Source organism: Dermacoccus sp. BD5, assembly GCF_044878485.1.
GTDB classification, from domain to species: Bacteria; Actinomycetota; Actinomycetes; order Actinomycetales; family Dermatophilaceae; genus Dermacoccus; species Dermacoccus nishinomiyaensis.
This window is the reverse complement of record NZ_JANJER010000002.1, coordinates 142753-155521: the sequence shown is the minus strand read 5'-3', so window position 1 is coordinate 155521 and position 12769 is coordinate 142753. Positions and strand designations below refer to the sequence as shown.

Annotated in this window: 13 protein-coding genes; 7 read left to right on the top strand and 6 right to left on the bottom strand. The window is 69.6% G+C overall.

The window, feature by feature from the left end; translation table 11 throughout:
* Positions 1-27: 27 nt before the first annotated feature.
* Together NQ706_RS02330 and NQ706_RS02325 are read right to left on the bottom strand one after the other, a co-directional pair.
* On the bottom strand, positions 28-663 hold the full coding sequence (locus NQ706_RS02330; RefSeq protein ID WP_404360301.1) for a hypothetical protein: 636 nt from the start codon (positions 661-663) through the stop codon (positions 28-30).
* Positions 660-872 carry a hypothetical protein gene (locus tag NQ706_RS02325; RefSeq protein WP_404360299.1) on the bottom strand — a complete coding sequence of 71 codons (213 nt, stop codon included), beginning with the start codon at positions 870-872 and terminating at the stop codon, positions 660-662. The genes NQ706_RS02330 and NQ706_RS02325 overlap by 4 nt, the downstream gene beginning before the upstream one ends.
* A gap of 119 nt (positions 873-991) precedes the next feature.
* On the opposite strand from NQ706_RS02325, the gene NQ706_RS02320 reads away from it, so the two are divergent.
* The 4 genes from NQ706_RS02320 (at position 992) to NQ706_RS02305 (ending at position 4372) form a co-directional block, all read left to right on the top strand.
* The gene (locus tag NQ706_RS02320) at positions 992-1201 is read left to right on the top strand and encodes a helix-turn-helix domain-containing protein (protein WP_404360297.1); all 210 of its coding nucleotides are present in this window, start codon (positions 992-994) and stop codon (positions 1199-1201) included.
* Between the two features lie 45 nt (positions 1202-1246).
* The gene (locus tag NQ706_RS02315) at positions 1247-2482 is read left to right on the top strand and encodes a 5-(carboxyamino)imidazole ribonucleotide synthase (RefSeq protein WP_038568993.1); all 1236 of its coding nucleotides are present in this window, start codon (positions 1247-1249) and stop codon (positions 2480-2482) included.
* Complete coding sequence (purE, locus tag NQ706_RS02310; RefSeq protein ID WP_038568991.1) at positions 2479-3096, top strand: 5-(carboxyamino)imidazole ribonucleotide mutase; 618 nt, start codon at positions 2479-2481, stop codon at positions 3094-3096. The genes NQ706_RS02315 and purE overlap by 4 nt, the downstream gene beginning before the upstream one ends.
* Positions 3097-3202: 106 nt before the next feature.
* Positions 3203-4372, top strand: coding sequence for an acyl-CoA dehydrogenase family protein (locus NQ706_RS02305; RefSeq protein ID WP_038568989.1), 1170 nt, complete (start codon positions 3203-3205; stop codon positions 4370-4372).
* Between the two features lie 149 nt (positions 4373-4521).
* On the opposite strand, the gene NQ706_RS02300 is transcribed toward NQ706_RS02305, so the two are convergent.
* Both NQ706_RS02300 and NQ706_RS02295 read right to left on the bottom strand, forming a co-directional pair.
* Positions 4522-5115 carry an NAD(P)-dependent oxidoreductase gene (locus NQ706_RS02300; RefSeq protein ID WP_038571298.1) on the bottom strand — a complete coding sequence of 198 codons (594 nt, stop codon included), beginning with the start codon at positions 5113-5115 and terminating at the stop codon, positions 4522-4524.
* A 162-nt stretch (positions 5116-5277) separates the two neighbouring features.
* Complete coding sequence (locus NQ706_RS02295; RefSeq protein WP_338137502.1) at positions 5278-7014, bottom strand: LCP family protein; 1737 nt, start codon at positions 7012-7014, stop codon at positions 5278-5280.
* Between the two features lie 541 nt (positions 7015-7555).
* On the opposite strand from NQ706_RS02295, the gene NQ706_RS02290 reads away from it, so the two are divergent.
* The 3 genes from NQ706_RS02290 (at position 7556) to NQ706_RS02280 (ending at position 10348) form a co-directional block, all read left to right on the top strand.
* The gene (locus tag NQ706_RS02290; protein ID WP_006943585.1) at positions 7556-8596 is read left to right on the top strand and encodes a glycosyltransferase family 2 protein; all 1041 of its coding nucleotides are present in this window, start codon (positions 7556-7558) and stop codon (positions 8594-8596) included.
* A gap of 110 nt (positions 8597-8706) precedes the next feature.
* Positions 8707-9570, top strand: coding sequence for an ABC transporter permease (locus tag NQ706_RS02285; RefSeq protein WP_074040692.1), 864 nt, complete (start codon positions 8707-8709; stop codon positions 9568-9570).
* A 1-nt stretch (position 9571) separates the two neighbouring features.
* Complete coding sequence (locus NQ706_RS02280; protein ID WP_006943597.1) at positions 9572-10348, top strand: ABC transporter ATP-binding protein; 777 nt, start codon at positions 9572-9574, stop codon at positions 10346-10348.
* 124 nt (positions 10349-10472) lie between these two features.
* Here NQ706_RS02280 and NQ706_RS02275 read toward each other — a convergent pair whose 3' ends face one another.
* Together NQ706_RS02275 and NQ706_RS02270 are read right to left on the bottom strand one after the other, a co-directional pair.
* Positions 10473-11219 (bottom strand): TIGR03089 family protein, encoded by a 747-nt coding sequence (locus NQ706_RS02275; protein ID WP_006943587.1) that lies wholly within the window; start codon positions 11217-11219, stop codon positions 10473-10475.
* Positions 11219-12751 carry an aldo/keto reductase gene (locus tag NQ706_RS02270; protein ID WP_006943605.1) on the bottom strand — a complete coding sequence of 511 codons (1533 nt, stop codon included), beginning with the start codon at positions 12749-12751 and terminating at the stop codon, positions 11219-11221. The genes NQ706_RS02275 and NQ706_RS02270 overlap by 1 nt, the downstream gene beginning before the upstream one ends.
* Between the last annotated feature and the right edge of the window lie 18 nt (positions 12752-12769).

The following is a 12769-nucleotide window of genomic DNA, read 5'->3' as shown; positions in this document are numbered from 1 at the left end:
GACGTGCCGACGTCGACGGGTGCGGGGTCATCGCCCGGATGCGCCCTCCCAGACGACGCCTCGCCACGGTTCCCCGCGGTGCGACGTCAGCCAGGTGGAGAACTCGCCGGTATCGGCTGCGAAGTCGTCGAGGATGTCCTCAACGTGCTTGACCAGGCGCAGCAGCTGGGGCGCGGGCATCGTGTCCTCGTACTCGAGGCGCGTTACGACGTCGGCGCCGTTGCGCCACTGCTTCAGGCGCGCCGCTACCTCGCCGCGCCGGATCGTGCCCGGATCGCGCGGTTCGATCTGCACCCCGGCGGCGCGTAGGCGTCCGAGTCGTGCCTCGAGGCGTCGCTCGTCCTCGCGTCGGCGCCGTTCGTCGCGTTCGAGCAGGACGAGCTGACGGTCGAGGTCGCGCTGATCCCACGGGATTTCGCTTAAGGGCTGCGAGTCGGCGGGCCGCTCGAGCAGCACGAGCCCATCGGTGCGCCTGTACTCGCATGCTCGTTTTTTGGCTGAGGCCGTCAGCGCGACCACGGGCCGCAGCGACGCACATGCGTATGTCGAGGTGCGTTCGACCTTCTCGATGGTGAACGTCAGTTGCCCGTGCTTGAGGCGCACCACGTCGCCGGGACGAATGTCAGGCAGCTGCTCGTCAGGAACGAATGTCTCGCGCGTCATGCCGCCCACCCCTCAAGGGTGTCGGTAGTAGTGACACCCTTTTCCGTGGCGCCGGGGGAAAGGTCGATTACGTCACCCGCGGTTACGTCATCCGCTGGCGGCATCGTCTCGAAGTGGTAAATCCACAGCAGCAGCGGCACGATGGCCATAGCGGCGAAGGGTGCGAGGTGGTCGCACAGCACGCACCACACGTCTAGAATCGTGTTCACGTCAGACTCCTCGTGTCTGTCGTCACGACCCCGGAGGTTGCCGCCTCGCGGGGTCATTCTCTTGTCTAAGACGGTGCGGGGTTGCACGATAGCCGCAAACGCGGCTGGCGTCTCAGCGAATGTCGTTGCGTTGCAGTCGGTTACGTTCGATTGCTCTGCATACGGTCGACATGCACATCGCCAAGCTGCGCCCCAAGCTGCGGGTCGCGACGGGCGGGCAGTGGCAGATCGAGACGGTGCGCGGCGCGGGCTTCGTCCTGACGCGGCGCGAGGGCGAGGCCCTCGAGTCGGTGGGGGTGGGCCTCGCCCACCCGGCGACGCCCGCCTGACGACCGCGCCACGCGCGTGACGAATCCGCCGGATAATCTTGGCGCGTGAACCAACCCCAGCCCCATGCGCGCAACGCCACCGAGCCGGACGCTGCGACGCCCGACACCCAGCCCGCCCGCGAGGCGCGCCGCGCGCCGGGCGGATTTCCCGTCGTCGGCATCATCGGCGGCGGCCAGCTCGCCCGCATGTGTGCCGCCCCCGCGGCCGAGCTCGCGCTGACGTTGTCCGTCTTCGCCGAGTCCGACGACGCCGCAGCGGCGCTCGTCGTGCCGCATGCGCCTGTCGGTGACTACCGCGACGCCGAGCAGGTGCGCGAGTGGGCACGCGGGTGCGACGTCGTGACGTTCGATCACGAGCACGTGCCCGCCGACGTGCTCGCTGCGCTCGAGGCCGACGGCGTTGCGCTGCACCCGCGCCCGAGTGCGCTGCGCTTCGCCCAGGACAAGCTCGCGATGCGTCAGCGCCTCAGCGACCTCGACGTGCCGTGCCCCGCCTGGGCTCCCGTTTCCACGAGCGACGAGTTGAGCGCGTTCGGCGAACAGCATGGCTGGCCGCTCGTGCTCAAGACCCCGACGGGCGGGTACGACGGCAAGGGCGTCATGCTCGTGCGCACCCCCGACGACGCGGACGCCTGGTTCGCGCAGGCTGACGGCGCGCCGCTGCTCGCGGAGGAGGCCGTCGCGTTCGAGCGGGAGATCGCCGTCATGATCGCGCGCAGCCCGAGCGGCCAGGTCGCCGTGTGGCCCGTCGTCGAGACCGTTCAGGTCGACGGCATCTGCACCGAGGTCCTCGCCCCCGCCCCGGACCTGAGCGACGACGCTGCCGAACGCATCACCTCCGCCGCCATCACGATCGCGCGCGAACTCGACGTCACGGGCGTCATGGCCGTCGAGCTGTTCGACGTCGGCGGCGGCGAGTTCGTCGTCAACGAGCTCGCGATGCGCCCGCACAACTCGGGACACTGGTCGATGGACGGCTCCGTCACCGGTCAGTTCGAGCAGCACCTACGCGCCGTCCTCGACCTGCCCCTCGGCGACACGCGCGCGCGGGCACCGTGGACGGTCATGGGCAACGTGCTCGGCGGCGAGTACGAGGAGTTGTACCCCACCTACAAGCACCTCATGGCACGTGATCCCGGCCTCAAGATCCACCTCTACGGCAAGGGTGTGCGCCCCGGCCGCAAGATCGGGCACGTCAACGTCTTCGGCGACGACCTCGTCGGCCTGCGCGCACGAGCCCGCCACGCCTGTGACTACCTCCAAGGAACGGTGACCGAATGAGCGACGCGACCACCCCCGACGTGACGACGAACGCTGCGGGTTCGGCGACCCCGGCCACGAGCTCGACGACCCCCACGAGCGCGACGCAGCCGGCGAAGGCGCCCGTCGTCGGGCTCGTCATGGGCAGCAACTCGGACTGGCCGACGATGTCCGCGGCCGCCGATGTCCTCGACGAGTTCGGCATCGGCTACGAGGCCGACGTCGTCTCGGCGCACCGCATGGCGCACGAGATGGTCGAGTACGGCACCCGCGCCGCGGAGCGCGGCCTGCGCGTCATCATCGCCGGCGCCGGGGGAGCGGCGCACCTGCCGGGCATGCTCGCGTCGGTCACGACGCTGCCCGTCATCGGGGTGCCCGTGCCGCTGAAACACCTCGACGGCATGGACTCGCTGCTGTCGATCGTCCAGATGCCCGCCGGCGTGCCGGTCGCGACGGTCTCGATCGGTGGTGCGCGCAACGCGGGCCTGCTCGCGGCGCGCATCCTCGGCGTCGGTGACTCGGACGAGGCGTGTCGCATCGCCGCCCAGATGATGCAGTTCCAGGCGAGCCTGCGCGACGAGGCCCACGCCAAGGGCGAGGCGCTGCGGCGCGAGGTCGCCGGACGTCAGGCCTGAGGGCCCCGATGTTGCCCGGGCCTGGCTGCGCCGGCGCCCCAAAAACCCGGGCAACATCGACGGAGAGGGGCTGCCGCCGCGACGTACTGGCGGGTAGCATGCCGGTATGGCTGCTAACCCTGACTTCGACCTCTACAAGATCTCCGAGGAGCACGAGGCGCTCCGCGAGGCCATCCGCCCCGTCTGCGAGAACAAGATCGCGCCGCACGCGGCCGACGTCGACGACAAGTCGCGCTTCCCGCAGGAGGCCCTCGACGCCCTGATAGAGGCCGGCATGCAGGCGCCGCACGTGGACGAGCAGTACGGCGGCATGGGCATCGACGCCCTCGGCACGTGCATCGTCATCGAGGAGGTGGCCCGCGTCTGCGCGAGCTCCTCGCTCATCCCAGCCGTCAACAAGCTCGGCTCCATGCCCGTCATCCTCGGCGGCGGCGAGGAGATCAAGGCGAAATACCTACCGAAGCTCGCCTCCGGTGAGGCGATGTTCTCCTACGGTCTGTCCGAGCGCGAGGCCGGTTCCGACACCGCGTCGATGAAAACGAAGGCCAAGCGCGACGGCGACCACTACGTCCTCAACGGCCAGAAGTCGTGGATCACGAACGCCGGCGAATCCGAGTTCTACACGGTCCTCGCCGTCACCGACCCCGACGGTGAGCGCGGGCGCAACATCTCCGCGTTCGTCGTCGAGAAGAGCGACGAGGGCTTCAGCTTCGGTGAGCCCGAGCGCAAGCTCGGCATCAAGGGTTCGCCGACGCGTGAGCTGCACTTCGACAACTGCCGCATCCCCGCCGACCGCATCGTCGGCGCCGAGGGCGAGGGCCTCAAGATCGCGCTGCGCACCCTTGACCACACGCGTGTGACGATCGGTGCGCAGGCCGTCGGCATCGCGCAGGGCGCGCTCGACTACGCCGTCGGCTACGTCAAGGAGCGTCAGCAGTTCGGCAAGGCCATCGCCGAGTTCCAGGCCATCCAGTTCATGCTCGCCGACATGGCGATGAAGGTCGAGACGGCCCGTCAGATGGTCTACGTCGCGGCCGCGAAGTCGGAGCGTCAGGACGCCGACCTGTCGTTCTTCGGCGCCGCCGCGAAGTGCTTCGCCTCCGACGTCGCGATGGAGGTGACGACCGACGCCGTCCAGCTGCTCGGCGGCGCCGGCTACGTCAAGGACTTCCCCGTCGAGCGCATGATGCGCGACGCGAAGATCACGCAGATCTACGAAGGCACCAACCAGATCCAGCGTCTCGTCATGGGCCGTGCGGTCCTCAAGGGCTACTGAACCCAGCCCTGACGACGAGTGCGGGCCGCAGCTGACCTCAGCTGCGGCCCGCACTCGTCCTCCGTTCCTCGCGCTGCGGCGACGCACCGGTATTCGTGCGGACGGGGCGACCCGGCGTCCTGCCGGCCGCGTCACGGAGACGAGTGGCGTCAGTTGGAGACGACGAACCGCTTGTTCGAATGCCGGGGGTTCTCGAGCTCGTCGATGATCGCGACGGCCAGATCCTGGCTCGAGACGCTCACGCCGATCATGTGGTCGTCGGACGTCTCATAGTGGCCCGTGCGCTCGCCGGGGGCGAGGACGGGAGCGGGGGAGACAATCGTCCAGGTCGGTTCGGGCGAACCGTCCCGGAACATCGCGAGGGCCGTGCTCGCGGCCTCCGCCTCGGGACGGAAGTCGGCGGGGAAATCCTCGCCCTCCAGCAGCGGACGGCCGTTCGCGTCGAGCGAGCTACCGGCGCCGCCGACCATGAACAGGCGGGCCTCGAGCGGGGTCGCCGCAAGACGCTCGTGCGCCGCGAGCCACGCCTCGGCGCTCGTCGAGCGTGCGGGCGGCACCGAGACGACGACGGCGTCGACGTCCTTCGCGAGGCGGACGACGGCGTCCGTTTCCTCGATCGAGGCGACGACGTCACCCGCACCGGGCCGCGTCGACACGCTGACGATCTCGTGGCCCCGCGAGCGACCCTCACTGACGATGGCCGAGCCGAGCATGCCCGTGGCGCCGAACACTGCGATCTTCATGGTGATCTCCTTCGTGGGGATGAATGACAGCACCAACCACCAGTCGGGATGGATTGTTCCCCGCCGGCCGACGACGCGCCTCGTCGTCCCACCGCTCTCAGGGCGACACCGACAGACGAGGGTGGCCCCACCCCGAGCGGGGTGAGGCCACCGTCACGAGGTTCAGTTCGCCGTCGTCTTCTTGACGAAGGAGGAGGTGTCGCCGTTCTCCTTGATGGCCTTGAACAGCTCGGCCGAACGCGTCGCGTCCCATTCGACGGCCTCGCCGGCGGGGGTGGGCAGCGCCGCGTTGCCGATGGGCACGACGACAGAGTTGCCGCCGTCTCCGGAGAACTTCTTGAGGTTCCACATCGTCCGCAGGCCCTGCATCATCGACATGCCCTTGTCGACCGTGAGCCCCTGCGCGCCCGATTCGCCGAGGCCCTTGAGCCTCCACGGCACGAGCAGGTTGGAGGGCGAGCTGATCTCCTTCATGAGCGCCGCGAGGAACTGACGCTGACGCTTGGCGCGCCCGAGGTCGCCCTCCGGGTCGGAATAACGGGCTCGCACGTACCCCAGGGCCGTCGGCCCGTCCATCTGCTGGCACCCCTTCTTGAGGTTGATGTGGGCCTTGGGGTCGTCCATGTCGCGGGCGACACAGATGTTGACACCGCCGACGGCGTCGACGACGGAGGCGAACCCGCCGAAACCGATCTCCATGTAGTTGTCGATGTGGATGCCGGTGTTCGTCTCGATCGTCTTGACGAGCAGCTGCGGGCCGCCGATCGAGAACGACGCGTTGATCTTGTTCTTCGCGTGCCCCGGAATGGAGACGTAGCTGTCGCGCGGGATCGACATGAGGGTCGGCTTGTCGCCGCCCGTGTGCAGGATCATGATCGAGTCGGTGCGCTGGCCCTCCGCGTCACCCGTGCCGAGCTTCTTCTTCTGCTCGGTCGTGAGGCCACTGCGCCCGTCTGATCCGACGATGAGCGTATTGTGGCCCGCGCCCGAATCGGCGAGGTGCTCCGAGGGGATCGCGTCGACCTTCTGCACCTTGCCCCACGCGGACATGCCGGCCCAGACGAGGCCGCCGACCCACAGCAGGAGCAGCACGAGCACCCCTGCGACGATCTTCTTGCCGCGCCCGAACCGGCCGCGTGGACGAGGCGGTTCCTCGCCCGAGTCGCCCGGCCCGCCGGGGCCACCCTGTGCGCCGGGGCCGCCCTGTCCGACGGGGCCGCCCTGTCCGACGGGGCCGCTGGCTCCGGCGGGTCCGTGAGGGCCGCCAGGACGGAGGTCGCGGTGGGGGCCGCGCTGGGCGTCGACGTCACGGACATCGGGCCTCACGCCGGCGGCGCGAGCGTGCCCGGACGCGGCGGCGCCCGCGGCCCCGGCCGCCGCACCACCTCCGATGACGCGACGTCGCACGCCCTGGCGGGGGGCATCCTCCTGCGGCATGGCGCGCGTGGAGTCGCGGCCCGGGGCATCTTCCTGCGGCATGGCACGGGTCGAGTCGCGGTCCGGGGCGTCGGGTGAGGTGCGGCGGCGCTCGTCGGCGGAGGCCGCCGAACCTGCGGCTGCAGCACCTGCGCCCGCCGAACCCGCGGCTGCAGCACCTGCGCCCGCCGAACCTGCGGCTGCAGCACCTGCGCCCGCCGAACCTGCGGCTGCAGCACCTGCGCCCGCCGAACCTGCGGCTGCAGCACCTGCGTCCGCCGCGGCAGCGCCTGCAGCACCTGCGCCCGCCGCGGCAGCGCCACCGGGACGCCTCGGAAGACGCCCCGCCGGGCGGCCGTCACCGGTGCGGGCGTCGCCGTCACGGCGCTCGCCGATGCGAGCCTCGGTCGGGCGGGCGTTCGAGGCGCGGGGATCGCTCCAACGGCCTGCGGGGCCCGCGTTGTCGCGCCGCGCGCTGCGCACGGGGATCGCCTGGGCTCCTGCGACGTCCTGGTTTCGGGGCGTGCCGCCGGGCGTCGGGCGTTCCTGCGGCGGAAGCTGCTCCTGTGGGTGGGGACGTCGGGCGACGGCGTCACGGGGTGCGGCCGGCCCACGGTCGGCATCGGGCGCGCGACGGGATGCGTCGGGCCGCCGCTGAGGTTGTTCGGCCCCGCGGCGGGGACCTTCGGCGTCGCGCGGTGTGTCAGCGCGCTTCGGCATCGCGCGTCGATTGCCCTTCGAACGGCGCGTGTCGACGACGAACGCGTCGTGCTCGCGAGGGCCGCCATGCCCGTCGGGGCGGGGGCGGGGCTGACGAGGGTCACGGGGATCATTCGGCTGCGGCACCCCTCGAGGTTAGACAACTGCGCTGTGATTTTCGGGGCAGCGCCACGCGGGGCGAGCAGGTCGGGGCCCCGCCGCCCGCGCCCTGGCCCCCGGTAGGCTGACGAACGCATCCGCGCCGCCGTGGGCCCAGGACGGGGCCGCCGACGGCGCACCGAGCTCGATCAGGAGACGTCGTTCCGTGTCAGATGAGCATTCGCCCGCCGCACAACCGGCCGGAGCCGACGACGGGGAACGTCGCGGCATCTCCGTCTTCATGCCGATCCTCGACGAGGAGAAGCACCTCGCCGAGTCGGTGCGCGCCATCCTCGCGCAGGAATACGACGGCCCGCTCGAGGTCGTCCTCGCCATCGGGCCGTGCCACGACCGAACGTGGGACGTCGCGCGCGAGCTCGCAGACGCCGACGATCGCATCACCCTCGTCGAGAACCCCACGGGCCGCACGCCGGACGGCCTCAACGCCGCGCTCGCTGCGACGCGCCACGACATCCTCGTACGCGTCGACGGCCACGGCATCCTCTCGCCGGGCTACCTGCGCACGGTCGAGCGGCTGCTCGCCGAGACGGGCGCCGCGAACGTCGGCGGCATCATGGACGCTGAGGGAACGACCGACTTCGAGCAGGCCGTCGAGTGCGCGATGAAGTCGAAGATCGGCGTCGGGGGCGTGAAGTTCAAGCAAGGCGGTGACGCCGGCGCGGTCGAGACGGTCTACCTCGGCAACTTCGCGCGCGAGTGGATCGAGCGCGTCGGGATGTACGACCCGCGCTACACGCGGGCACAGGACTGGGAGATGAACTACCGCATCCGCCGCGCGGGCGGCACCGTCTGGTTCACCCCCGAACTGCGCGTCACCTATCGTCCGCGGGCGAGCTTCAAGGCGCTCGCCAAGCAGTACTTCGAGTACGGCATGTGGCGTCGCGTCGTCGCGCGTCAGCACAAGGGGTCGATCAACCTGCGCTATCTCGCGCCGCCCGTCGCGGTCGTCGGTGTCGTCGGGGGTGCTGCGCTCGGCGCGTTCTGGCGCCCGGCGCTCGCAGCGCCGCTCGGGTACGCGGCCCTCGTCACCGCCGGAGGCGTGCACGCGGCGCGCGGGCGCGACGCGGCCGTCGTCGTCCGCATGCCGGCCGTGCTCGCGACGATGCACCTGGCCTGGGGCCTGGGCTTCCTCACCTCCCGCGTCGAGCTCGAACCCGCCGAACCGGGGCAGGCCCCGCGAGCCTGAGCGAACTCCCAGCGCGTGCTCGGTAGGCTGAGATGCCTGCGTCGTGGCACCGCCAGGTGCCGCTGCCCTCGAGCCGGTGGGCGAAGCAGCTGGTCAGCATGAAGGAAGACATGAACTCATCGAACCGCTTGGCGCGGATCTGGGACCATCGAGCGACGCTCGACACCCTCGTCCGACGTGACCTTCGCGTGCGTTATTCGCGCTCGGCGTTGGGTTACCTCTGGACCCTGATCGACCCCCTCGCCATGGCGCTGGTCTACTCGTTCGTCTTCGGCGTCATCTGGGCGAGCGACCCCTCACCGGGTGAGCCGATGGCTCAGCGGTTCAAGAACACCGACGGTGTGCCGATCGTGCTCTTCATCGTCGCCGGCATGCTCGCCTGGAACTGGTTCAACAACGTCATCAACGAGAGCGCGCGAGCGCTCTACGCGGAGCGGTTGCTCGTCCGCTCGACGAACCTTCCGCGCGAGTTGTGGGTGGCGCGCGTGGTCATCTCCAAGGGCATCGAGCACCTGCTGTCACTGCCGATCCTCATCGGATTCATGCTCTACTACTGGGCCAACGGGGAGGTGCAGCTCAGCTGGGAGCTGGTGTACTGGATCCCGGCGCTGCTCATCCAGTTCATCCTGCTCATGGGCATGGGCCTCGTCATCGCCCCGGTGGCAGCGCTCGTCGACGACTTCATCCGGATCGTCCGCATCATCCTGCGCGTGCTGTTCTACCTGACACCCATCATCTACTCGATCCATCTGCTCGCCGAGAAGGCCTCGCAGCACGGGTTCGGCTGGGCGACGACGCTCATGCAGATCAACCCGCTCACCGGCATCATCGACATGTACCGGGCGGGCTTCGTCAGCGAGCACGGACCCGACTGGCACAGCTGGATCTTCGCCTTCGTCCTCTCGCTCGGGTGGCTCGCCTTCGGCTCCTGGGTGTTCCGCAAGCTCGAGCCCGCGATCCTCAAGGAGATCTGAGATGCCCGTCGAATGGCAGACCCCCGAGGGCAAGCCGGTCATCGAGGTCGACGACCTGGGCGTCGAGTTCCTCAAGGGCCGCAAGCGCAACCTGTCGCTGCGCGAGATCATCTACAAGCGCAAGACCTCCTACGACAAGGAGACGTTCTGGGCGCTGCGCAACGTCTCGTTCGACGTCGGCCGTGGGGAGGCCGTCGGTCTCGTCGGGGCCAACGGTGGCGGCAAGTCGACGCTGCTCAAGATGATCGCCGGCACCTTGCTTCCCGACGAGGGCTCAGCGCGCATCCACGAGGGCGTCGCCCCAATGATCGAACTCACCGGTGGCTTCATCGGCGAGTTGTCGGCTCGCGAGAACATCTACCTCATGGCCGGCCTGCACGGCATGAAGAAGGAGACGGTCGACGAGCGATTCGACGACATCGTCAAGTTCGCCGGGCCGCAGGTGCAGCGGGGGCTCGACCTGCCGTTCCGCCACTTCAGCTCCGGCATGCAGGTGCGGCTAGGCTTCTCCGTCATCACGCAGCTCGACGAGCCCATCCTCCTCGTCGACGAGGTGCTCGCCGTCGGCGACCGTGCCTTCCGCGAGCAGTGCTACGAGCGGATGGAAGGGCTTCTCGCCGAGGGACGCACGCTGTTCCTCGTCAGCCACTCCGAAGGTGACCTCACGCGCTTCTGCACGCGCGGCATCTACCTGCAGGGCGGCACCCTCGTCGGCGACGGGCCGATGAAGGAGATCATCGACCGTTACAACAAGGATCTCGACGCCGGCGTCAGCTGACCCACCTGCGATTCCCGTCCCCATCGGCGATCTTCGTCCACATTCGCGAATCGCGTCCACCTTCGCGATTTCCGTGCACCTCGGCGAATTTCGTCCACCTTCGTGCACGCCTGGCGACGACGCCTCATCGAGGCTGCGCGGACTCCTGCTCCAGTAGGCGCGCCAGGTCAGCGGCCTCCATGTCGCCTCGCACGAGCACGACGCTGCCGCCGCCCGCCAGGACGCCGGCGAGAAGCTCCGGTGACGGCGAGGCCAGGAAGTGCCGGCCGGCGTCGGTGAGTGGCGTCGTGAGGTCGGCGTACGACGTCTGACGCTCGTCGCCGGCGCCCGTCACCACGGTCAGCGCGGCGGCCGTCGGCGCCGGGACATCGAACGGGGTGAACACGTCGCCGAAGGTGCTGAGCTCCTGCGCCTCATCGATCGCATCGGTTGGCAGGGGAGCGGACGATCGACGCGCAAGCATCGCGAGCGTGACGACGACGATGTCGATGTCGACCTCGTCCGCAGGGTTCGAGGTGACGAGCACGTCGGCCTCCCGCACGATGGGGGCAGACGGCAGGGCGCCATCGTCGTCGTCGGCGTCGACGAAGACGACCTGCGCCCCGAGCGACCACACGGCCAGGCACCAGTAGGCCGTGCGCCAGTGAGCAGCGGGCAGGTGCACGATGACGCTCGAGGACGCGTCGACGTCGAGCTCCTCGCTCAAGAGGTTGGCGGCCTTGCTCACCCAGTTCGTCAGCACCTTGGCGGACAACTCGATGCGTTCACCCTGCGTGGGGCCGGGTGTGCGTTCGTAGAACGTCACCCGTGGTGCCGTCTGATCCGTCGCGACGAGGTGTTCGAGCACCTGCCACGGGGTGCGGGTCGTCATCAGGACACCACCGCGTCGAGGCGTTCCTCGACGGCGTCGCGCTCGTCGGCCGTCAGCGGGGCGTTGAGGCAGTAGGCGAGGTCGTCGATCATCTGCTGGTTGCTGCGGGTGCCGATCGCGAGGGAGTCGACGAACTGGTGCGACAAGCTGTAGGCGACGCACAGGTCGGCGACGTTGGCGCGTCCCAGTTCGTGTGCAAGAAGCACGAGCTGACGGTTGAGTTCGCTCGGGTCGAACACGGTGCCGCCGGCGAACGTCGCGTGCGTCGTGACGACGACGTCGCGCCCTCCGAGCAGCTCTCCCGCCGCGCGCAGTTGCCGGTCGGCGACACCGAGCGGGAACTGCACGTAGCCGAGCCCGGTGAGGTCGAGGGCGCGTTCGAGTTCTTCGAGCGATTCGACGTTGACGCCGATGCGGCCGACCTCGCCGCTGTCCTGGTAGTCGCGCAGGCGGTGCCAGCCGGCGCCGTCGGCGTCGTGCGCCTCGTCGACGTTCGCCATGAGCACGGCGGACGCCCGACGCCGGCCGAGTTCGGCGAAGGAACGTTCGAGCTGGGCCTCGATGACGGCGGCCGCGAGTCGAGGGTCGTTGGTGCGCATCTCACGCAGGCGGGAGATGAAGTGCAGCCGCTGTGTCAGCTGCGGCTCGCCGCACTTGTGGAGGATCTCCTCGGCGTTGTGGTCGCCTCGACCGACCTCGACGTGGTTGACGCCGCGGTTGACGGCCGTCGCGAGCATCGCGCGGATCTCCGCGGCCGACGGCGCGTTGGGGCCGGCGAACGCCTGGCCGCCGAGGATCATGACGGACTGATCGAGTTCGCTGTCGTCGCGGCGCGGCACGCTGGGACCGGCGGTGAAGGCGGGCCCGCCGATCTCTGCGATGAGGTCCGTCCATGGGACGGCGACCGGGTCCGGCTTGTTGGCGAACAGGCGGCACACCCGGTCGTAGTCGGAGAGGACATCGACGGTGCAGCGGAAGCGCTCGGGGTCGCCGGGGTTCGCGGCCGGGACGAAGTCGAGGGTCTTGACGTTGCGGCGCAACCACGGGGTCACGTGCTCGCGGTCGTACGGGTCGCTCGTCGATGCGGCGGCGCGCCGCAGATCGCGTACGCGGAAGACCTCGCATCCGAGCCCCTCGGGCATGTGTGAGACGTCGTTGCGACCGTATTCGTAACCGCCCGCATCCATGGCCTCGACGAGTTCGTCGATGAGGCTCGAATCGCCGACGGGGTTGTCGCCGGTCAGGCGGACGACGCGGTCGTCGTCGTCCATGTCCTTCGTCGCCTCGACGAAGCGGCCGAGCACGTCGTCGAGTGAGCCACGCATCGCCGGGATGTCGACGCGGGCGAGGTGGTCGAAGATGCGGGTGTCGTACTGTTCCTCACTGGTGGCGACGACGACCTCGTGGCCATCACGCGAGGCCCGGCGCGCGACGAGCTCGATCAGCGGCATCCCGCCGATCGTCATGAGCGCCTTGCCGGGCAGCCGGCTCGAGTTCAGGCGGGATTGGATGACGACGCGGGTGCGGGTCACGGTGAGCCTCCGGAGCTG